The organism is Armatimonadota bacterium, assembly GCA_016789105.1.
Lineage (GTDB): Bacteria > Armatimonadota > Fimbriimonadia > Fimbriimonadales > Fimbriimonadaceae > UphvI-Ar2.
Window position 1 is genome coordinate 132,811 of the sequence record JAEURN010000003.1, and the last position, 22,005, is coordinate 154,815.

General features: G+C 57.7%; 22 protein-coding genes. 6 read left to right on the top strand and 16 right to left on the bottom strand.

Annotated elements, in window-relative coordinates:
- The gene (gene era / locus JNM28_02600) at positions 1-897 is read left to right on the top strand and encodes a GTPase Era (GenBank protein MBL8067314.1); all 897 of its coding nucleotides are present in this window, start codon (positions 1-3) and stop codon (positions 895-897) included.
- A 62-nt stretch (positions 898-959) separates the two neighbouring features.
- On the opposite strand, the gene JNM28_02605 is transcribed toward era, so the two are convergent.
- The 8 genes from JNM28_02605 to JNM28_02640 all read right to left on the bottom strand — a co-directional run bounded on the left by JNM28_02605 (position 960) and on the right by JNM28_02640 (position 6,736).
- Entirely contained in the window at positions 960-1,481 is a 522-nt protein-coding gene (locus JNM28_02605) for a hypothetical protein (GenBank protein ID MBL8067315.1), read from the bottom strand.
- 115 nt (positions 1,482-1,596) lie between these two features.
- On the bottom strand, positions 1,597-2,325 hold the full coding sequence (locus JNM28_02610) for an ATP-binding cassette domain-containing protein (protein ID MBL8067316.1): 729 nt from the start codon (positions 2,323-2,325) through the stop codon (positions 1,597-1,599).
- Between the two features lie 4 nt (positions 2,326-2,329).
- Positions 2,330-3,397, bottom strand: a complete 1,068-nt coding sequence (locus JNM28_02615; GenBank protein ID MBL8067317.1) for a shikimate dehydrogenase — start codon at positions 3,395-3,397, stop codon at positions 2,330-2,332.
- Positions 3,398-3,439: 42 nt separating this feature from the next.
- Positions 3,440-4,351 (bottom strand): quinate 5-dehydrogenase, encoded by a 912-nt coding sequence (locus JNM28_02620; protein ID MBL8067318.1) that lies wholly within the window; start codon positions 4,349-4,351, stop codon positions 3,440-3,442.
- On the bottom strand, positions 4,338-4,718 hold the full coding sequence (locus JNM28_02625) for a deaminase (protein MBL8067319.1): 381 nt from the start codon (positions 4,716-4,718) through the stop codon (positions 4,338-4,340). The genes JNM28_02620 and JNM28_02625 overlap by 14 nt, the downstream gene beginning before the upstream one ends.
- 103 nt (positions 4,719-4,821) lie before the next feature.
- Entirely contained in the window at positions 4,822-5,466 is a 645-nt protein-coding gene (locus JNM28_02630) for a hypothetical protein (protein MBL8067320.1), read from the bottom strand.
- Positions 5,463-6,035, bottom strand: a complete 573-nt coding sequence (locus JNM28_02635) for an antibiotic biosynthesis monooxygenase (protein ID MBL8067321.1) — start codon at positions 6,033-6,035, stop codon at positions 5,463-5,465. The genes JNM28_02630 and JNM28_02635 overlap by 4 nt, the downstream gene beginning before the upstream one ends.
- Positions 6,036-6,112: 77 nt before the next feature.
- Complete coding sequence (locus tag JNM28_02640) at positions 6,113-6,736, bottom strand: hypothetical protein (protein ID MBL8067322.1); 624 nt, start codon at positions 6,734-6,736, stop codon at positions 6,113-6,115.
- Positions 6,737-7,057: 321 nt separating this feature from the next.
- Between JNM28_02640 and JNM28_02645 the strand changes: the two genes are divergently transcribed.
- The 5 genes from JNM28_02645 to JNM28_02665 all read left to right on the top strand — a co-directional run bounded on the left by JNM28_02645 (position 7,058) and on the right by JNM28_02665 (position 11,549).
- Complete coding sequence (locus JNM28_02645) at positions 7,058-7,789, top strand: hypothetical protein (GenBank protein MBL8067323.1); 732 nt, start codon at positions 7,058-7,060, stop codon at positions 7,787-7,789.
- 69 nt (positions 7,790-7,858) lie between these two features.
- Positions 7,859-8,743 (top strand): hypothetical protein, encoded by an 885-nt coding sequence (locus tag JNM28_02650; GenBank protein MBL8067324.1) that lies wholly within the window; start codon positions 7,859-7,861, stop codon positions 8,741-8,743.
- 7 nt (positions 8,744-8,750) lie between these two features.
- Positions 8,751-9,686 (top strand): hypothetical protein, encoded by a 936-nt coding sequence (locus JNM28_02655; protein MBL8067325.1) that lies wholly within the window; start codon positions 8,751-8,753, stop codon positions 9,684-9,686.
- Between the two features lie 7 nt (positions 9,687-9,693).
- Entirely contained in the window at positions 9,694-10,635 is a 942-nt protein-coding gene (locus JNM28_02660) for a hypothetical protein (GenBank protein ID MBL8067326.1), read from the top strand.
- A 14-nt stretch (positions 10,636-10,649) separates the two neighbouring features.
- Positions 10,650-11,549, top strand: coding sequence for a hypothetical protein (locus JNM28_02665; protein MBL8067327.1), 900 nt, complete (start codon positions 10,650-10,652; stop codon positions 11,547-11,549).
- Here the strand turns inward: JNM28_02665 and JNM28_02670 are convergent.
- From JNM28_02670 to JNM28_02705, 8 genes are read right to left on the bottom strand one after another with little or no spacing between them, the layout of a single operon-like run.
- A complete protein-coding gene (locus JNM28_02670; protein ID MBL8067328.1) occupies positions 11,542-14,277 on the bottom strand; it encodes an FHA domain-containing protein in 2,736 nt (911 codons plus the stop codon). The genes JNM28_02665 and JNM28_02670 overlap by 8 nt on opposite strands.
- Positions 14,278-14,280: 3 nt before the next feature.
- Positions 14,281-14,823, bottom strand: coding sequence for a hypothetical protein (locus tag JNM28_02675; GenBank protein MBL8067329.1), 543 nt, complete (start codon positions 14,821-14,823; stop codon positions 14,281-14,283).
- A 5-nt stretch (positions 14,824-14,828) separates the two neighbouring features.
- Positions 14,829-15,572: a serine/threonine-protein phosphatase gene (locus tag JNM28_02680; GenBank protein MBL8067330.1), complete on the bottom strand. Its 744-nt coding sequence runs from the start codon at positions 15,570-15,572 to the stop codon at positions 14,829-14,831.
- 5 nt (positions 15,573-15,577) lie between these two features.
- On the bottom strand, positions 15,578-16,975 hold the full coding sequence (locus JNM28_02685) for a protein kinase (protein ID MBL8067331.1): 1,398 nt from the start codon (positions 16,973-16,975) through the stop codon (positions 15,578-15,580).
- Positions 16,976-16,978: 3 nt separating this feature from the next.
- Entirely contained in the window at positions 16,979-17,587 is a 609-nt protein-coding gene (locus JNM28_02690) for a hypothetical protein (GenBank protein ID MBL8067332.1), read from the bottom strand.
- A complete protein-coding gene (locus tag JNM28_02695) occupies positions 17,568-18,398 on the bottom strand; it encodes a hypothetical protein (GenBank protein ID MBL8067333.1) in 831 nt (276 codons plus the stop codon). Before JNM28_02695 ends, JNM28_02690 begins: the two co-directional genes overlap by 20 nt.
- Positions 18,398-20,083, bottom strand: a complete 1,686-nt coding sequence (locus tag JNM28_02700) for an FHA domain-containing protein (protein MBL8067334.1) — start codon at positions 20,081-20,083, stop codon at positions 18,398-18,400. Before JNM28_02700 ends, JNM28_02695 begins: the two co-directional genes overlap by 1 nt.
- Before the next feature lie 42 nt (positions 20,084-20,125).
- Positions 20,126-21,691 (bottom strand): hypothetical protein, encoded by a 1,566-nt coding sequence (locus JNM28_02705; protein MBL8067335.1) that lies wholly within the window; start codon positions 21,689-21,691, stop codon positions 20,126-20,128.
- Between the last annotated feature and the right edge of the window lie 314 nt (positions 21,692-22,005).

Sequence of the window (22,005 nt, forward strand, 5' to 3'; positions counted from 1 at the left end):
ATGAAAGCCGGTCTCGTCTCCGTGGTCGGCAAACCCAATGTCGGCAAAAGCACCCTGATCAATGCTCTGGTGGGGCACAAGGTCAGCATTGTCAGCGACAAGGTGCAAACCACCCGCAAACGCGTTCTGGGAATCGCCACAACGGATGATTACCAAATCGTGTTTGTCGATACGCCTGGCATCCACAAACCCAAGCATAAACTCGGAGCCGCCCTCAACGAAGCGGCCCGGCAATCCGTTTTCGATGTCGACCTTGTGCTGGCAATGACCGATTGCTCCCGCATGCCGGGCGATGAAGACAAGGCTGTCGCGCAAATGCTTAAGGAATCCGGGGCCTTGGAAAAACCTGGCAAGTTGATCTTGGGGCTGAACAAGATGGATAAGCTCAAAGCCGCCGATGTCGAACGGAACTACGAGGCGTACAAGGAGCTCTTCCCCACCGAGAACATCGTCATGACCTCCATGACCAAGGGGCAGAACTTGGACATCTTGCAGGGTTTGATCATCCAACTACTACCGGAAAACCCGACCTTCTACCCCGACGACATCTACACTGACCAGCCTATGGCCTTCATCGCCGCAGAATCTGTGCGGGAAAAGGCCTTGCACCTCACCCGCGAAGAGATCCCCCATAGCATCGCCACCTACTGCGAGACCTGGGAAAGGGACGAATCAGACGGCCGCTTGATGATCCGCGTCGTCATCCTCACCGAACGGGATGGCCAAAAGGCGATCCTTTTGGGCAAGAAAGGATCCATGATCAAAGAGATCGGCACGCAGGCGCGCAAGGACATCGAAGAGATGGTTGGCGAACAGGTTTTTCTGGAATTGTTCGTCAAGGTCCGCGAGGATTGGCGGCAATCGCCGCGTTGGCTCAAAGAACTCGACTACCTCTAAAAAAAGGTGGCGCGCCCCGGAGGACGCGCCGTTACCCATCTGCTCGGTTGGTAAATTCTCGATCAGCCTTTGCCACCCGGTTTGCCACCGGGTTTGCCGCCGCCCTGGCCATTTTTGCGGGCTTCTTCCATGATCTTCTTCATTTCTTCTTGCATGCGGGACTGGTACTTTTTGTAGTTCGCCTCGCCCATTGCCTTCTTCATGTCCGCGTCATAGGTGTCGCGGATTTTCTTGAATTTAGCTTGCATGTCTTCGCGGTTTGGTTGCTTGCCGGCCTTTTGGTCGGCTTGCATCTGATCCCGCATCTTCTTCATGGCGTCATCGCGCTTTTTGACCGCCGCATCCACCGCTTTGGTTTGGGTGGCGTTCAACTTAAGTTCTTTGATAACCTTGTCGTGTGCCGCCTTGACCTTCTTTTGGAACTCGGGGCTCATCATCATGCGGCCCCCACCCTGGCCCGGCCGCTGGCCTTGGCCTTGGCCCTGACCTTGGGCTCCTCCGCGTGGGCCTGCCGTTTGGGCCATCGAAGGGACAGCCATTGCGACGGCCACCAACACCGCCAAAATCGCGAACGTGCGTTTCATACTTCTGTCTTTCCTGGACACGCCCTGGCGTGTCTTCTGAACTCATAAACGCTCCCGCATGAAAGCAGTTCACCGTGGCCGGAAAATCCTGGGTCTTTTTTGCAATTATCTTGCGTTAAGTGAGGGATTCTGACCGGGCCTTGCCGATCAGCTCGCCAATTGGGCCAGATTGCTCGCGGCGGAACTCGGCCGGAGTGCCATTGAAGGCAACTTCGCCGGCATGCAAAAAGATGATGCGGTCGGCAACCCGGAAAATCGAGTTGACGTCGTGGCTGACCACCAGGCTGGTCAGGCCGAGCCGATCCCTTGTTTGCACAATTAATTGGTCGATCGAATAGGCGGTCACGGGATCCAGTCCGCTCGTCGGCTCGTCGTATAGCAAGACTTCCGGCTCCATGGCCAAGGCCCGGGCGAGTCCAACGCGCTTGCGCATCCCTCCGCTCAAGGCACTCGGGAGCTGGCGTTCAACCCCTTCCAATCCCACCTGGCCCAGCAGCTTGGTGAGGAGTTCTGCTTCGGCCTTCTTATCCGGACTGTGTTGCCGGCGATACCCGAACAGGATGTTTTCTTCAACATCCAGGCTATCAAACAGCGCGGCATATTGGAAAACCAACCCCATCTTTGCGCGAGCCCACTCTGGATCCCCCACCACACTCACGCCACAAACCGCAATTTCGCCCTTGGTCGGTTTGAGCAAACCGGAAATACATTTGAGGAGCGTCGTCTTGCCCCCGCCGCTACTGCCCATGACCACCGCGATTTCTCCGGCAGGGATTTCAAATGAAACGTCTGATAGAACCCACTTGACATCGAACCGGTGGGAGACGCCCTGGACTTCAATCATGCGGTCAGCCCCCCATGGCGGCCGAAGCCTGGTGCCGCGCTTGGCGAACCCGCTCAATCTGTTCTGGCTGGACGGCCCGCTCAAAACTCCGATACCCGGCTAGTTTGAATCCGAGCCGCTTTGCCATTTCTTGGCTTTCGCGCACTTGTTCAGAACTCACCGATTTACCCAGGGTGAAACACTCGGCGCGGTCTTCCAAAGCCAGCATGAACGTCTCGCTCATGCAAGCATAGGCGGTGCCGGGCGGAAAACCGAAATCGAAAGTCGACTGGAAGTTGCCCGGCACCTCAATGACCCCCCCTTCTATCGCCAAAACATCCGGGCGCTCGCGGCCCACCCTCACGCTGACGTCGCGGGGCCGAGCGACATCGCAGATGATCGCCCCCTGTTTCAGATGTTCGGGTTGGATCAGCTCGGCGTCGGAACTGGTAACGGTGACCAGGACATCGGCCATTTTGATGGCCTCCAAATCTGTTGTGGCCTCCGCACCCGGGATCTCGGCGGCCACAGCCTTGGTCCGCGGAAGATCGCGCCCCACCAAGATGACATGGCCGAACTCCGGGGCCATCACTTCGGCGCACGCCCGGCCGATCGAGCCTGTTGCCCCCACAACTGCGAGGGTCGCTTGTTTGCGGTCGATCCCCACCCGGTTGCAGGCGTCCAAGGTGCCTTCAATCGCCGTCGCCACCGTGTAGCTGTTCCCCGTTGTAATCGGGAAACCCGTCCGATCGTGGATCGTAGTCCCGCCATCACCCACGACACTTGTGAATGCACCAAACCCGACGATTCCGCACCCTTCCCGTTTGGCAAGCTCCACCGCCATTTCGAGCTTCCGGTAAACCGTTTCGAGCGGCAGTTCCATGAACATCTTGGGGGTCAGGGCGACACCGATGAAAATCCCTTCGGTGCGTTTGCCATCCGGAGATTGGATGCCCGTGATCCGGCCGGCAATCTTCGGCTTCATCATCAGCAAGATCCGTTCGATCATCCGGTCGCTAAACGGCCGGAAGAACGGATACTTCCGCCGCATGTCCGCTGGTTCGAGCGGGTGGATCAGGAACGCAAACTTCATGGAGTGGGGTTTCAGCGGGCCGAGCCCATTTTACCGGAGCCCTTAACCAAGCTCTAACACGGTGGGAGACCAGTCCAACTCTTTCAAGACGTCCAAATAGTCCGATTCCGCCATTTCAGCCGGACCTTTTCCCGACAGCGCCACGATCACGCCTTCCATCACATTGGTGGCAAATGTTTCGCCACCCATATCGGGGGTTGTGGTGATCAGGCGGCGGAGTCCTGTGGAGCGTAGCCATTCGATGTCGGCACTCCGGACGGTTTGCGTTAAGACCGTTTTCCCCGATAGGTCATCGGGGGCGTAGCGGCGGATGTAATGCCAATCCCCGCACAGGAAAGTCCGGCCGGCCCAAATCTTGACATGGCTGGGCTTCCGCTCTTCTTGTTTGCTTCCGGTGGGATAGAACCATTGCAAGGGCAGTTGGGTCACGATTGGGGCCAGCATGGAGGCCAGCACCTCGACCGTCCGGTAACTTTTGATGGGGAGGGGCAAACCCAATCCGAACAGCAGGTCGCCGTAGATCACGTCGGGGCACAGTTCGTTGAGTGCCTGGGCCATGCCGAACCGGTCGACGGCCGAAACCAACAGTGCCCTCTCTTGGCGGAAGTCGACTGTCCCGTCCCGCTGGAGCCGGTGGATGGTTTCCCTTTCCAAAGTGTGCTTGAGCCCGCTGCCGTCCACCACCGGTGTTTTCTTGACGCCGCTGACCAACCCCACGATTTCGCGGAAGGCATACTTCTTTTTGCTCGTCGCAATCCAAATGTCGGCGCCCCCCACGCCTAGGGCCGCAACTTGGCCATCCAATTCTTCCATCAAGGCTTTGAACTTGGATCGGTCGCCATCTGTGCCCCGGCGTTCGATCAAGAACCGCTGGCCCAGAATCTCCGTTTCATGGATTTTGTCCCGCTTGCTCGTGCCCAGCGAAACCGATACGATTCGCTTAGGCTCGGACACAGATCACTTCGATTTCGACGTCGACGTTTTTGGGCAAACCGGCAACCGCAACCGTGCTACGGGCGGGTGGCGAATCGGCAAAATAAGAACCGTAGACCTCGTTGACCGGGCCGAAATGGTCCATAGAGCTAAGGAAGATGGAGGTTTTGACGATGTCACCAAAGCCCAGGCCAAGCGATTCAAGCAACCCGCCAATGTTCGCCATCACTTGACGAGCCTGCGCTTGCACATCCCCCGTCACCAGATCGCCAGCCGGGGTCAGTGGGATTTGCCCGGAACAGAACACGAACCCATTGGCCTCGACTGCCTGTGAATATGGGCCGATCGCGGCGGGCGCGCGGTCTGTCGAGTGGATTGTTTTCGCCATGGCCCAAACATTACCTGGCTTGCACTGGATCGAACCGATCTCGTCACGATGCCGGGTTTTGGCCCAGCTTAAGGGGGCACTTTCCCTCAATGCCCGAAAGACCTCAACCGAGGCCCGCCGAGTCGAATTCCGTCCGCAGGGCGCATGCTAGTTCATCCCTGGTGGCCGAACTGTGCCGGCCGACGGCGGCTGGGGCGTCATAGACCAGAGACGGATCCACCAAGGGCTTGCCCACCGGGATGCTGGCTTGAACCAAAACCATTCGGTTGGTCAGTCTTAATGCGCATCCGCACACTTTTTGCCCCGTCGAAGGATCGACAACGTCATTTGGGCTGACATGGGCAAAGCAGTCCGCCACTTTGCCCGCACCGCGGACGAACGGTGTTTCTTCGGCCAAAGACGCCGGGATGCCGACGGCATTCAAAGATCGGGTGAGCAAAGGGATGACCGCGCGGTACACCGATTTCACGTCCCGCTCACCTAGGCCGAGAATCTCCAGTGGCACGGCCATGCCAACAGTCAAATCATGGCCATGAAGTACCGCTTTGCCGCCGGTTGGGCGCATAACCCAAGGTGCCGGGCAGCCTGGTTTGAGGCTCGCAGAACTGTTTTGCGAACGGCCCAAGCTAACCCAGGGGCCATCCCACCCATAAACCCGGGCAATAGGGGATCCGGAATCCAACAACCCGGCATCCCGGGCCATGTTCTGGATCCCGTCGCAAATGCCGTCGTCCCAAACCGTGCTCATCGGTACCGGCGGTAAACCGTCACGGGGTAATGCATGTGGGGCGGGATTGTTCGGCGGCAAGCTTCCTCCGACGCCCAACCGACAATGCCGACGATCTCATCGTCGAGCTCGTCGCAACGGCCGATGAACCATCCCTGCATTCCGGGCAGCGATTCGATCTCGGCAAAGTTGTATTTCATCTTTTGAACCCAGGGGTCGCCTTGGCCAGGTTCCATGGCCCGGATGCTCACGCTCACAAACGGGTTCTCTCGCATGTGCTCGACACCAGCTCCCTTCTTTTCGATCGGCACGATGCGTTTGACGTCGGGGGCGATCCCCCATTTTTCGACCGCAGTTTCCAGGAATCCGCTTTGGACCATCTCGTCGTAACTCTTGAAAAGGGACTCGAAATCTTTGAATGCGGTCAGCCTCAAAAACCGGTTCGGGTTATCCACTTCTTGCCAGACACTCGTCGCAATGAACCCGCGATCGTTCGAAACCTCGTCGCCAAACGAAAGGAGCATCTGTTCATATTCCCTCTCCTGCCCCTGCGGGATTTCAAAGCGGCTTACAGTCACGGCGCCAACCATAGGGGGAATGTTACCAACTTGGCCCGGCTCGGTGCCCTGATGGGGCGACAAACCGGCCGCCCCTGAAGCGAACCGGGTCACTTTTCGACATAGACCTGGATTTCGGAGATGCACAGGTCGCTATCGGTTTTTGCCGTCCCCTTTATAACGTCGTCAAAAAAAAGGGTCACCCCTTCAACCGGGCTAGACCCCGGGAAGTTCAAGGGTTGGAATCCCCGGTTCTCTGGGTTGACCGCGCATTCATAAAACGCACCACCCAGCGCAACGCGAACCTTCTTCGGCCGGTTGTTGAGTGTCCACCGGTCGCCGAATTCGTCGTCTTTTTCTTTGTCGTACCCAGCCACGATGAGGATCCGGGTGACTTTGTATGGCCCTCCGTTGAACGTCACGGTCAACGACTCCCCGGAACCGTCGCCTGCCACACCCTCGCACCATGACGTTTCCACGTCCCCATCGTAGGCGGATGATGGCCGGCAATCCACCCCCCGTGGTGCAGGGTCTTTGGTGGAACTGGCAATCATGGACACCTCAGTCGGCTCCAGCAGCCTGTCGTTGGGCGTTTCCGAGCGGACGCCCATGGTCTGATCTGCCCCCATTGGCGGCAAGGAGGTTCCCTCCGGGGCTTGGGACGATTTCAGATAGGCCAGGACGGCAATCAACGCAGTGAGGGCAAGCGCGCAGGCGACCAAAAGTGCGAGCACGATCCAAGCAATCGTACTTTTCCTGGCCGGGAGACTGCTCGGGGCTCCGCCTAGCTGGGAAGCTGGCTGCCGAAAATCCGGCTGGTGCGGTGCAGCCGGAGGCGGTTGGGGCGACGGTCGATGAACGGGTTGGCCCAAACCGGCACTCCCCGCCACAACCAACGGCGTACCATCATTCAGGCAGTGGGTTTGGCTATCGCTGAACAACACCCGGCATTTGGGACATTCTTTCATAACGTAACAGAGTTGCCTCCATGACCAAAGCCATATTACACCGTTAGTTTCCGCCGGGAGAAACGTTTGAGATAGAGTATGGGAAAAATGTCATCCAATCCAGAAGATATCAAACGCAGGCTCCGCGAGATTTTAGGGGCGTCGGAACAACTCCAAGCCAAGCTCAAAAACCTAACTCCCGAACAGAAGCAGAAACTTTCGGAACACTTGAAAGGCAAGGCTGCCGAACTGGAATCCGTGCATGAACGGTTGGAAACGGCGGGAGCCCTTTTCAAACCGCGCCGGTTGCCCAAACCCCAACCCGCCGATATTGCCGACTCACCCGTTTTCAAGCACATCCGGTCGCTCCCCTATGAGCAAGGCGAGCGGCTCGTCAAATTCTGGGTGTGCGGTTGGCTCTTCCCCGCTGACAGCCCACCGTTGCCCAAATCCCTAACCCCTTCGACGTCGGCCAGATCAACCCCCAAAATCGCTGCCTATGCGCTTAAGAAGTTCGGTGTGCAAGCGGCCGATCCAGATTCCCCTCCTACGACACAAGGGGAATGGGTTGCCCAGCTGGCCCAGCAATGCCAAGCCGCGGTTGCCGGATATGGGCCGGCCGCGCACCTTTCAAGCCCCGAATCCCAAGAGGCCCACTTGGTGGAGTTTGTCAGCGCCGTTGCTTTCAAATTCGGAGTTGCTCCCCGCCCAGAATCGACGGCGCTTGCTTTTGCCCCGCTCTTTGTCACGGCCCGGCCGGAGGTCCCTGATTGGGAAGAACACCGTATCGCTCGCGCCGTTCTCACGTCAATTTGGCTACAGAGCCTCGCAGCCGATTAATATTCTTTGCAAAGCCTTGCAATAACCTGTCGGTTCCGCTAGACTCAACCCTACCGTTTGGAGCAATAAATGACCTTAGCCGAAAGTGTATCGATGGCCCAGAAGGGCCTTGAAACCCTGGAAACTCACGCGCAGACAACCCACGACGAACTCAGCGCGTTCCACCACCAATTCGACGCGCTTGCCGATGTCGTCGACAAACTCAACGATCTGCAAAAACATATCCAGGATGCCAGCCACGAGCTTGAGGCGATGGAATCCAAAGCAGAAGAACGGGTTCACCAATTGACCGCGTCGCTCGACCAACTGGTTTCTTCGTTGCACGAACAAGTCGAGAACGCCACGGCGGAGGTCACCGAATACGAATCGTTCATCGAACAAACAATCCAGGCCGCCCAGGAAAACAAATCAAACCGCGAAGAGCACGACCAGAACGCTCACGACAAACTCACCGCCCTCCGAGAAGCCCTGGACGAGGCCGCTGGCCATGTGGATGAGCAGGTTGCCAACTCCTCCACCGCGTTGGAACAACTCGACAGCGAAGCCGACAACTTCACGCAGACCTTGCAAGACCTGTTGGACGAAATCACCCAATCGGTTGCCGACTTCGAAGACCACATCGCCCAACGGATCCAGGAATTTGAGGACTCCGCCGAACAATTCATCCAAACCCTGGGCGAAGGTCTCGAGGAAATGGTCAACACCGCCGGCGACCATGCCCACCAGGCCTCAACCGATATCGAACAGATGCTGAGCGGCGACTTCTTGGGACAAATGGAAGAACTCGCCGGCATGCTCAACGACGGCTTGCAAGCCGTCGAAGACTATCTCGAAAAGCCGCTGGACATTTTGGATGGCCAAGTCGGAGACATCTTGGACAAGGTTCACGAAGCCATGGAACTGTTCGACACCATCAAACCCATTTTGGAAATGTGCGAGGGCATCCCCCTTTGAGGCCGCTATGACTTTCTCAGAATTGATTGATGCCTTGGAGCAGCGGGAGAAGCTGCTGACCGAAACCCATGACCATATCGACCAGGTCAAACACGATCTAGACGCCTTCGACCACCTGATCGACACCATTCCCCAGCTCATGGAGTCGTGGGACATCCAGACCGTGCTCGACGAAGCCGAGAACTTTGGCTCACAAGTCGATGAGTTCGACCAGGAAATCCACACGCATGAAACTGAAGTTGCTTCGGAAGTCAGCGATGCCATCCACATGGTCGATGAAAACCAAAGCCATTTCGATAGTGCGTGGCAAGCCTTGGATTCCCTCCACCAAGAGCTCGATAACGACTCCTCCGAGCTCGAATCGCAGCACGACCAATTCGCCGCATTGCTCGAGCAGCTCGCCGACGCTCTGGTCGCGGAATTCAACCAGACTCAACAGTCGATTGAAGACCACACCCAAAACCTGGAACAGCATGCCGATGCGACCCACGACAAAGTCATGGAGAACGTCGACCACCGGAGCGGCGAACTCACGGACACCACCGCGAATGACTTCGACCACTTTGACGATGAGATCGAAGACATGGGGTCCAACCTGTTCCCGCAAGCCGTCGAAGGTCTGCTCGATTTGTTCGACCAAGGCTTTTCAAGCCTGAACGACGGGGCGACCGAGCTCGTGGATAGCCTTTCCGAACGGGCCGAAACCATCGTCAACGACATCATGGATCACATCCAAGATGCTGTGATCCACATGTTCGAAGACCTCTTCCACAAGCTCGTGGAAGAAGTTTTGGCTGAGCTCATCGAAACAATCTTGGAATGCCTGGCCAAAGCGGCCATCGGCGCCGGGATCACGGGTGCGATCAGCGAGTTCCTGCCTATCCTCATGGTCGTCAAGCAACTGCTTGAATGGATCAACGACGCAATCGAGTTATTTGGATGACACAACTATGACAAGCTCTCCTGAATTTGGTGGAAGCGATTCCATCGCCAAACTGTTAGAACTCTCTTCCACGGTTCCCAAAGACATCGAGGACGTTGCCCAACAGGCCAAACATGTTGCCGATGAGGGCACCCGCATCACCCAAGAAATTGAGCAGGCCGCCCACGAAGCCCACGACCGTATCCAGCACCTCCAGCAAAAATTGGCCGATTACGAAAACGACATCCGCCAATGGATGTCCGAACTGCAGGAGGCCGAACAAGAATTCAAGAACGGGGTGAATGACCTCAAAACGCGACTTCAAGAAGACAATTCGGATGTCACGCAGCACATCGAAGCCTCCGACCAAGCCGCCAACGAGCTCAAACACGGGCTGGAAGCGGCCCACCAGGCGGGCGACACCTGGCAACAGGAAACACAAGGCCTCTTCGATGAGCACGGGCAAGCCCTGGAACAGATGGGCCAGGATTTGCAGCACTCCTTCGACGAGTTGAGTGGCCGGATCCAAGATTTCCACCATGCCGTCGATGAATCGCAAGCGCACGAATCGGATGGGATCCAAGACTTTTCGCAAGCAATGGACGACCACAGTTCCCGGCTCCGACAGTCTTATGAGCACGGCGATGGGCAAATGCAGGATGCGGGATCTGATTTGCACGAGTTTTTGGGCAATCTCCACGCCCAAGACCTGACGCACGGGATCGAAGGAATCGCCGACTTGCTGCAAAAATCTATCGAAGACGAACTCAAGGCTCTGATCGACGACTTTGCCCAAGAACTGACATCAATGGGCGAGGACGTCATCGACTCGATCGTCCACGACAACGACGAAACCAACAGCATCCAACTCGACCTCGGAGAAATTCTCGAACAACTCGAGAGCGTTTTCGACACTCTGAAGGACATTGTCGGCGAGCTCCAAAGCTTTGGGCTCGGCTCCTTCCTCTAACATCAGGAATCACTATGGAACTCGAACATCTATCCGACGCAACACTCAAAATCTATCAAGACATCCTCGCGGAAACCGAGGATTTCGAACACAAAATCGCCGACTTTTTGCACAACCTGGAGACCGAAGAGCAGGAGTCGCTCCAAATGATCCACGATTTCACCGCCAAAGCCGAAGAAATCGAATCGAAGATCGATAGCCTTCACAGTGAATTGGAACAGGCCGTTAACCACGCCAAACAAGAATTCCAAGAAGCCCACAATGCGGTGAGCCAACTGGCCGATCGCGCCCACGAGGCGGCAGGCAACCTCAACGCCGAACTGGAATCCCTGACCGAAACAACCAACACCGCCCATTCCAATTTGGAGCAGCTGACCCAAGAAGGCGAACAATCCATCCACGAGTTCGAAGCCAACACTCGGCAAGAATTTGAAACGCTGATGCACGCGGTGGAGCAAACGGGCCAAAAAATGACGGACGAGACCGTCCACCACATCGAACAATCCCAAAGCGAAATGGAGGCCATGATCGAACAGTTGATCAGCCACCTAGCGCAAGAGGTATCCGACCAAATCCACAACGCAGTCGAAGATATCGAAAACACCCTGAACCAAGTTGTCGAAGATCTCAAGGAAGCTCTGGATACGCACCAGAACGACCTGCACGACTCGGTCACAGGATCGCTCAACACCGCCGAATCGGACACCGGCAACCATGTTGATACGGTTCACCAAGGAGCCCAGCAAACACAATCCCGCGTCCATGATGCCGGAGCGGTGCTCCATGAAAAAGGCCAGACAATCGGCGAAACCAAAAACGACGTTGTCGAAGCCATGCACCTCTGCATGGCCGGGGTCGATACCGTCATTGGCATTTTCAACGAGCTCTACGAACTCGTCAACAATGTCATCTGACTTGTGGCCGGAACGATTTCCGTGGAGTATCCACGGGAACCAGCGGGGAGGGCGTGGGGTTGTCCATCGCTTTGGCCACCCATTCCCTCTCCCGGTTGAAGGCATCTAACTCCTCAACTTTCAAGTTGATCTCATCCCGAATTTGGGCAAGTTCCGAATCCTTTTTGATGAGCGAATCCTCGCCACCCAACCCCCGGGCGACTGAAAGTCCATCCAACTGGCTCTTGGTGTGTCGCTTTACCGAATCGATATGGTTGTCGAACACTTGCTCGCAATCGGCGATGACCCGCTTGACAATGCCCTGGTAATGCTTTTTGATGTTATCCCGAATCTTCTCGCTTTCCTCATGGATGACATCGCGCTGCTTGATCTTGAACGCTTTGAAATTGTAATAAAGCACAAGCGGGATCGCGATGAGGGCGATGAGGACCAAGGCATAGTCTCCCATCCCCGGGGCGCCCTTGTCGACGCTTTGCTTGATCGTCTCCCGGGTCGCTGCCAGCAGTTTGCTCCTTGAGGCGCCAAAGATCAGGGCGCCAATCGAGAACATAGAGAAGAAGAAGGTCATCGAATACCGTGTCTTTGTCAACAGGTATGTGAACATGTTCTCCATCCGCTCTTCGGTAGAAACCGATGCGGTCACGTAGCGGTCGGTGAGCGCGGCGTTGATCTCTCCACGGACGCCAAGGATCTTGTCTTCGTAGTTCGCCAGCTTGATTTGGCTTGATTCGAACTTGGGCAGACCGGAAAGCAGACCTTGGAATTTTTGGTAGAGCCATCGGAACCCGACCTGGGTTTCGTGGGCCATCGGCGATCCGGCGGTGTCGCCAAACACGCGGTTGTAAAGTTCTGCTCCAAACTTTTGCTGGGCTTGGGGCAAGATCACCAAATCCATGATCGCCCGGTGGGTCTCCAACGCGGTGGCATGGGGGTTGCCCGGCGGCACCAGCTTGATGGTAACGGGAGATTTTCCGAAAGTCACCAGTTCCAGTTGGTCGATGTATTGGTCCGTGTTGGAGGCCAGGCTTGCGACAATCGAGAGGTCGCCAAATTGGTTCACGGCCCGGTCCAGGTCGCGCTCGATGTTTGTGGAAACCGATTCAAAAATGCTCTTGGCTTCGGTCACGCTGGCCACGGTTCCCAAAAGCCGGTGCTCGGTTTCGTCGAGTTTGCGGCGAAGCAGGTTGACTTCCGTTTCCACGCCCGGCCTCAGACTATCGCAAACCTTGCCGATCCGGTTGAGCAGCGACTTGCGGGCGTCCCGGATCCGGTCATCCAAAACTGCCTCACGCATATTGGTGCGGAACTGTTCCAAAAACCCTTGCAATTCACCTTCGATGGCATGGACGCCGTCAATCCGGCACTCAACCAAGGTTCGGATCTGCTTGGTGCCGCGGACAATCCGCGCATCGTGGCGCAAATCGTCTAAAACGATGGCTTGTTGTTCGGCATCGAGCCGCCCCGATGTCACAGCAACGATTACCACGCCCTTCGTTTTTTCCTCGCTCACCCACTGCAAGGCATTGTGGTCGTTCTTGGTCGGGTAGTCGCCGTTCACAACCAGGAACAGCAAATCGCAATCCCGCTTGAGCCGGCCGATGAATTCCGGAGAAATGATCTTCGTGTCTTTGCGGAGGGTTAAAACCGGGTGGACGGCCGCCCGCCCTTGGGCGTCGGCGACATGCCGGTATCCCAAAACAACCGGCACCTCATAACCCCAATCGGCTGCCCCAGAAAGCGGTGAGCCGCCAAGCTTCACCCCGTGTTGGCTGCTGGTGTCTTCCAAACGCCACTCGGGAGGCATTCCGGGCTCGGCCAAATTGGTCAGTTGGGCGTGTTGCCGCGAGATGAACGGCTCCTTCACCGGGATATCCGGGGAAGCAGCGCCAGCAGAAGGGCGGCCGATGGTGAACACGCGCTTGTCGTCATCAAGAACAACCGTCCGGTTCTCCGCCGCCGTCTGCACGATCAGGCAGGTCTGCATGCCGCTGTGTCGCCAATAAAGTTGGGGGGCAACCGAGGCGAGCTGGCACAGCCCCCGGAAAACCGCATCGACCAACTCGGCGTCTGCGCCGATCACCGCCGACGAAAGCCGGGCTTTGCCATGGTCAGAAAGCTCGTTGACGAGTTCCAGGATCGGCTCGTACTCGTCGTAATGCTCAGCCCGGACTTTGAGGTGATCTTCGATATCTTTGAAGGGGCTCGGTGGCTGATCAGCTGGTTGCTCTTCTCTGACTCTTGGCCCGCGGTCAATTCTCGGGCGCTTTGTCCCCCCCGCGCCGGTCAGCGCATCGGCTTGGGACTGAACTTCTCCAATCCTCTCGTTCAAGTCGTCCACATTGTTTTGGGACTTGATTGCCTCAATATCCTCTTGGGAAATATCGGGGCCCTTCGGAGTCGGAACTTCAATGTCTGTTTCAATATTGATCAGCCTCCGGGGCTGTTGCGGTTCAGCAGTTTCCGGGCTTCCGTGGGAACCAAGGCGCGCTTCCCTTTCCAGGCGCCTCTTTTCGTTCTCAGCGGCCCGATTAACCCGCCTTTGTTCATTGGCCAACCGCCGTTCTTCATTCTTTTTTTCAAGTTCGGCCCTCTTGGCTTCCCTGGCGGCCCGCTTGGCCTCGGCCGCATCTGGCCCGGTCGCAGGCGTCCCAAGTTGTTCCAGGGCTTCCCCTGCGGGTTGCCCCTCACCTGCCCCGGGTTGTGCCGGCGTTCCCTCGTCTTCAGCCATGTGTCAGTCCCCGACTTCCAAGGTTCCGGCTTTCAGCTTTTCTGCTTCCACCGCAACATCCTTCCTCAGCTCTGCGATTTCTTCGATCTTTTTTCGGGACTGCTGTTGCAATTTTGCAACCCGCTCTTTGAACGATTTTTCATTTTTCAACTTGAATTCAGCTTGGACGACCTTTCGGATCGGCGCGGATTCCTCCGGCTTCTCGGCAGCTCTTTGGGCCACGGTCTCAGCCCGTTTTTCAGAGCGCTTTGCCATGCGGGAGAAGTTGGCTGCGCGGGCTTTCTCGCGGTCCAGTTGGCGCTCGAGGTTGCGGATCCGGGTATTCGCCGCATCGAGTTCGGAACCCAGGCGACGCGCCAAGGCCAGGACTTGCTCCAGAGCAGCAGACTGCGTCCGAACACCTTCGCGCGAGACGATTACCAAATCGGCGATCTGGGTGACAAGCGACCGATCAGCTTTCGGCTTGGCCTTTGGTGATGGGTTGGCCGCAATGGACTTTTTGGGCTGCGCTTTAGACGAAGAAGATTTTCGTGGAGTTGAGGGCATAGTGGTCAATTGAGCCGCAGGACAGCTGCGGAGCAGTGGTCATGGCTGCGGTTGGCTACCGCAAGCCGGACGATTTCTTGGGCCGCAACATCGGGCTCCATGGTTTGGACAACCCGGTTGATTTCTAGTTCGCCCACATATTCTGTGATGCCATCTGAAGCCAAAACGATGCGGTCACCCGGGAGAAGCCGTTCGACCCGGATATCCGGTTCTACGGGTTCTCCCCCCAAAAACCGGGAGAGGACATTGGCCCGGCTGCCAAAAACGGGATCACTTTTGACGCCAGCGTCGTCGGCGCCTTCGCGCTCAACGACCGACAGGTGGTCTTTGGTCAAACGCATCATGTAATCGCCGCGATATAACCCTGCGCGCGAGTCTCCAACATGGCCGACGACCAGGTCTTCCCCGCAGGCAACGGCGATGACGACGGTGGTCCCCATCCGATCAAACTCCGGGTTGGCTTGCTGACGATCCCGGATGCGGTAATTGATTTGTTCGATGACCGAGCGGATCCCAAGAGGCGCTTGTTCGAATCCAGCATCCAAATAGTGATTCAAAACCGTGTCGACCGCAATGCGGCTTGCTACTTCGCCCCCGGCGTATCCGCCCATGCCATCGGCAACTACCGCAACGGCCCCCTGGGCATTGACATATCCCCCACAGGCATCCATCAACACCTTGGCCGAGTTGCCTTGTGAAACCGCTGAACCGAAAGCGTAGCTTCGGCCGAAGGGAGAATTCCCAGACATCTGGATCACCGCCGCACCCGGCCTCCGACCCGGCCCAAGGTTTCGCAGACCTCCGCCATTTCTGGGCGGACGGTGGGGGATTTGCTCAGCATGCGGCTCACGAGGTCATCCAACTCGGGATCAACCTGCTCCCCGACCTTGCTCAAAACGCGGGCCACCGGCTCTGGCGAAACATTCAAGTGGCCCGCATGGATTTCGGCCACCGAGGCGGCATTCGGAAACATCCGCTGACCCGTGAGCCATTCATAAAAAACGCAGCCGAGCGAATAAACATCGGATTTGAACGTCAGTTGGCGGTGGCTGATGTGCTCGGGGGATTGGTAGTTCGCCGACCCGAACGGGTTCTTGATCGATGTCAATTGCTCCATCGTGATTCCAAAGTCAATCAGGGTCAAGGTTTCAGCGGCCTCGGCGTAAGTCATCGGTGCCTTCACCCCCCGGGTGAACCGGTTCCGGTACATCAAGTTGTCGGGCTTGACATCGCAATGCACCCGGCCGATCCGGTGGAGCTCTTCCAACGCCTGGGCCGCCGAGAGACACAGGGCGCAAGCGTCGCGGAGCTTTGGCCGATCCCCGACTTCTTGCCACAGCCCTTTGACCGTGCCACCGTCGATGTATTCCATCACCAATACGCCGCGGTCATCTCCCGTCCGGGATATCGCCACCGCCCTCGGGGCCCGATCGCTGCGCAATGAACGCAAAACCTCAAACTCGTTTTCGATGCGCTTGTTGGCCTGCTCCCGGCCTTCCCCATAATCGATCGGGATCTTCAGGGCCACGGTCTGCCCGCCGCGGCGGCCTTCGTAAACCGCCGCCATGCCGCCCTTGGCGATCAACTTGACCACTTCGCAATCCATGACCATCGGCAAATCCTCGCGCGAGTTGGTGTCCAGGAACGACACCTCATGCTTCAACGTGAACGAGATCCGGTCTTGGTGCCGCAGCAGCAAGGGGACGTTGGGATCCAACCGGCGCTCATTGACGAACGTTCCGTTTTTTGAATCGAGGTCTTTGATGTACCACTTGCCGTTGTCGAACCAGATCAACGCATGCGTGCGCGACCCGATATCCCCGACAAGCGGCGTCAAATCGTAATCCACCGCCCGCTTGAGACCCGGGAAAGGCTTCCCAACCAGGTTTTCTGTGAAGGTCAACCGGGTCGCCCCGTGGGGGTGTTGCAAGTTGGGGCATTGATCCGAGCTGAGGGGGATGATGCCCTGTGACCGGGGATCCATCTTTCCCGAAAGGTCGCTGATCGAGGTTGGTATTGGCGCGACACTTATGGCCGCCGCTTTGGAACCCAAGTTCTTGTTCCCAAAAAATGACCAGACAATCGCCCCGAGCGCTAGCAAAACAACCGCGCCGATCAGGCCGAATAAAAGGGTAGTCGAATTGATATCCATCGCTTAATCCCCCCAGTCGATGCCCGAATGCTGCGACCCGCCACCCGTTCGTGGCTTGGGCTTCGGCCGGCTACCGGACGAAGAGCCCGATGGCTTGGTTCCGCCCGATTTGCCCGAGCCAGTCGATCCCGATGGCTTTGGCCGGTTCCCGCCCGCCGTCTGACCGGATGCCGACCAAGTGACCGGGCTGAAATCGGGCTTGATATCGTTTTTGGGGCCAGCCGCAAACGAGAATCCATCGAACTCCAACTTGCCCGCCCCTTTAGTTTCAACAACAACTTCCACCAACCCTTTGTTCAGCCGGCAGGACTTGATCTCCCCGCCGTCAATCCGCCAACGGATCGGGTCAGTTTCGGCCAATTTGAACTTATCGCTGCCCAAACTGACACGGAAGGTGAGGTTCCGGGTCTTGCCTTCGGCTGAGTTGCCGACCATGGCGATCGTCGGTTTCGAGATGACGATCGGCACTGCGCTGGTCTCATCGGGGGCCGGAATCCGGGGCTTGTTCGGATTCCCGGTGTTGGGGATCAAAACGGAGCATCCGCACAGGAACACCAAGGAAAGGGCCAATCCGGCCAAGGTCGAGATTCGGTTAATGATGCTGATTTCCACTACGATCTCCTTTGTTGGGATTGCTGGGAGATGATCCGCTGGGTGGCTTTTTGCCGTCCGGCAGTCTGGGCGGCCGAGTGCTACCCGATTGCCCGGCAGCGCCGGTCGGCCCCGTACCCCCCACAGTCCCGGTCTTACCAGTACTCCCCGTGGCAGAAACTCGCCGCGAACCAGAACCTGCGCCGGTACCATTTGTTCCCGAAGGTTTTTGTTCAACCGGCTTTGGCTTCGAGTAGGTGAATGTCTGCTGCTGGCTCTCTGCGTCGAGCAGCGTGCCGTCCGCAAGTTGGATCTTCGATATCTCGACGTAGCCGTCCCCGGCCAACCGCACCCGGACTTGGATCTTATCGTCGGCGGTCAGGTCGACGCTGAGCGGTTCACAGCCGCTGTAATTGATTTTTGCCGGCTTGGAGCGGTTGATCGAGCGCGATTCCGATCCTAGGCTGAAGCTGAACAAAACCGTCAAGATGTCCCCTTCGGTCTTTTTCCCGTAAACCGTCGCTCGGGGTTTGCCTTTGATCGTCGCCGGAACATCTTCGGGCTGGCCGCCAGAAACCTGGACAGGGGCGGGCTTTGACTTGCCCCCCACCAGCTTGGCCACGGCAAACACCAAGCCGAGCGCCACAACGGCGATCACCGCATAAAGGACGTAAGGGGGTTTGGAAACGCCCGGTTGAGAGGGTGCAGCATATGGTTGCTCGCGCCGGGGGCTTTGCGGAAGGATCCCACTGACCGGCACATGCACCCATTCCCCGACCCGGGGGCGTTGGCGGGGGTCATACGGGCGGGATTGGGGAGGGGTGAATGCCATCAGAACGTCGCATCTCCGTGGTCAATGCCGATCACTTCCAAAACAGTGTCCCCCATGCGGATTTTGTCCCCCACTTGCAAAACCTCCCGGTCGTCAATGGTCTGCCCGTTCACATAGGTCCGGTTGGTGTTGCTCCGGTGTTCAATTTCGACCCGACCACCGTTGATGAGCCGGATTCGGGCGTGGAGCCGGGAGATCTTGCCGTCGCCCGGCAAGCCCAAAAACCCGTCCTGGAACAAAAAGCCGTCGCTGCGGCCGATTTCAGTGTCGTTGCGCAGGGCTACTTCCCGGCCCGCGGCCCCGCCGCTGACAACCCGCAAGACCGCCGACCGGTGGGTTGGGACGAACAGGTTTCCCATCGTGTCTTCCCCGGTTGTGACGTCGCCCGCGTTGGATCCGCCATACAGGTTGTTGACCCCCATGGTCGGCCCGCCGATCGTCGAATCGTTATCCCGGAATGATCCCGCAACATATCCGGAGTGCCCCCCGCCCATCTGGAAACCGGTTTCGCCCATCGTCGCATCCCCGGCCCTTGCCGCCACTGCCCCAGGGTGGATCGGGGGGGCCGTGATGGGGCCAGATCCCCGTTGCATGCCGCCGACCGTGGTATCGCCGACCGTCGCATCGTTGAATTGCATGGAATTCAAAGCTGGACTGGCCATCGGAACCGCTGGCGCTGGCGCCCGCGAACCGACGCCGCGGCGGCGGATCACCAACACGGAAATCGCCAGGGCAACCAAGGCCACCGCCAAAATCGTGGCCAACTGGTACGTGAACTTCTCGGGGGCGATCTCGGCCACATCAGTTCCGCCGTCGTGGGTGACACTCAGTTTGAAAGGGGGAACCACATCGGCACCCGAAATTGGGAACCGGACGGCATAACGGTCGCCTACCGAACGTCGGACGGCTTCGTTCACTTTGTCAAAGTCGGCGCTCACCGAACCGGACGCCTGGATGTATTCGCCACCACTGTCGGAGGCGATCTGCTTTAAGGCCGGATCCTCCGTCCCGTAATTCAAAACAATCACCGGCTGGGTGGAAGGCCACTTGATCGGCTCTCCGGTCTTTTCGTTGATGATCTTCTCACCCGTGTCTTTCCCGCCGGTCCGCACGACGGCAACCGTCGCATAAACCGCTTTGCCATTGGCAGGCGATTCTTTGGACACATTGTTCGCAATCAGGATCCCGGCCAATGTGCGAGTCGCCTGGGTGACGCCGAATGCAGGGTCTTTGAATTGGAATTCGGCTGCAGGTACGAACGCGTTGAGCTTCACGGGATCTACAGACTTGCCGTTGGCCGCCGTCAGCGCAATGAAATGGATTGATTCCGACCGCTTGAGTTGCCGGACGGTTTCGATCATTGATTTGCCTTGTTGGTCTTCTTTCCCCGAAAGGTCGAGGAGCACAGAAACCCCAACTTTCGCGCCTTCTTCCCTCGATGGATAGACAGAGGGTTTAACCTTTTTGCCCAATACCTCGACAGAAAAGGCGTCGGCCTTCAACCCTTTTACCGGTTGCGTGTGGGCGTCGTCTTTGAAGACCCTTACATATTGCCGGACCGATCCTTGCCCGCCCTCCTTGATCACAGCCGGTTGCGAGACAAATTCGATGCGGCTCGAATTCTCAGAACAGGCAGTGAGGGCCAACAACGACAAAACTGAAATGTACGTAGCCAGCTTATTCATCGCAGTCCCCCATGATATCAGTTCCCGGCAAAATTTGCCCTCTCACTTCGACACCCTTAGCACCATCGCGCCGGTCTCACGCTCTTTCGGCGCGCCCCGGTCTGACTCCTCAGTCAGCGGCACGACATTCGAGGAAAAGTTTGCGGACTCTCCGCCCTTCCAAGCCTTGTTCGGCTTGAGCTCCGAAAGCCAGAACAGTTTGGCGGCGACGCGGTACGTTGCGGATCCCTTCCATGGGTCGTCGGAAAGGCGGAATGTCTTTTGCCCCCACCGGACGGCCAGACGGCTGCGGTTCTCGGATTGCGGCGACACATCGCAGAAAAGCGCCGCGTATCCAAACTCCCTCGGGTGGGCAACCAACGCATCGTAGCGGTCCTTTCCCGCCCCCGCCGACCAAGCACCCAAAGATCCGGGCTTACTATTCCCAGCAAATGAGTAAGATTCCAGCCCCTTTGTTGGGCCCAACCGCCGGATATAGGTGGCCCATTCAAAATCTGACCGGGGCAGAATCGCCAGATCCTTGTAAAACGCGTTCTGCCACTGGGGCGATGTCGGAACTTGGCTGACTCCGTCAATCCGGATCGACGAGGCAAACCAACGCAATGTCGGGCCATCTTTCGCCGAGATATCCACCGCCTGGTTCGGGCTGCCACCGCGGGTGAATAACCCCTCTGGCGGTGGACGAACCCAAAGCCGGGCAGCGCTGGAACCGCCTTCGTAGGTTTTTCGGTCCACGACACCCATATAAATCAGCCGGTTGTTTTCTTTTAATGCTGGGTCGAACAACGACCCCCCAAACCCGTAACCGGCAAACCGGCTGCGCCCATCGGGGCCGGCAGCAACGGACCGGTAGGAGTCTGCATCCCCCAAGGTGCTGATGCCTTGGCCATCGCTTGATCCCACCCCATCGCCAAGGATCACGATGTCACCGGCAAAGACTTCCATCTGATCGGCCCGCCCGGAGACATCGACGAATTGCTTGGCCGAGACGGGGGAATTCTCTGGCCCAGATGTGCCGTTGTGCCGGTTGCCGGTCGATTTCAAGATGCTGCCGATATCGGCCGGATTCTGCTTCGCACCGGCAGCTGCGGGGTTGGAGGCCACCAAATCCTCGAGTCCGCCCGGAAGCATGGAAGCGGCTGTTTTGGCCCGGCCATCCGGATAATCGAAACCGACGGCGTCAGCCACATCCGCAAGCGGGAGCGAGGGCCCGTCGAACGAGATATAGGCGGCATAATCCTTTCCCTTGCGTTTGCCAACCACGACGGCCTCGCTCTGCTTGGGGATGTAGAGCAGATCCCCGGATTTCAATTGGTAGCCATCCCCTATTAGGCTGTTCAACCACTTAAGGCTCTCGTCGCCTCCGATTTGGTCGCCAAAACCTTCATCGCCGGTATCGATCAATCGGGTCTTGGTTCCGGGGTCGTCGCCTTCCCATTTCCGGAAAATGGGCACCGCCCATTTCCCTCGGTCGTAACGGTACGCCACTTGCCCATCGGCCCGGACCAAAACCCAGCGCTTTGATGCCGTGGCATAGGTTGCCAAAGTAGAGAGCGCAGGTGCTGACTTGGGCAGGAAGAGGCCCTCCGACTGCAGGTCGCCAAACACGCCGCATTTGCCTTGTGACGCACTTTGGCCGTGGCCCACTACAGCAACGAATAGAAAAGTCGATATCCCCATATTCCTGGATCCGTGGCTTCAATTGAGATTACCAGTTGGCGCCAGGCGGCGCAACTTTCTATTCCGACGTCTTTGCCATTGGCGAGTTTCGCCCCCATCACTCCTTTTCGGGACTACCGGTAGGCAAAGGGAAACGCCCCCCACCTCCGGCCGTTTATGCTCATGAGAGTGCCGGCTTTCCGCGACTGGCCAGGCTTTGTGACTAGATTTGACCTTGTGTGCGGACGAGAACGGTGCGTATC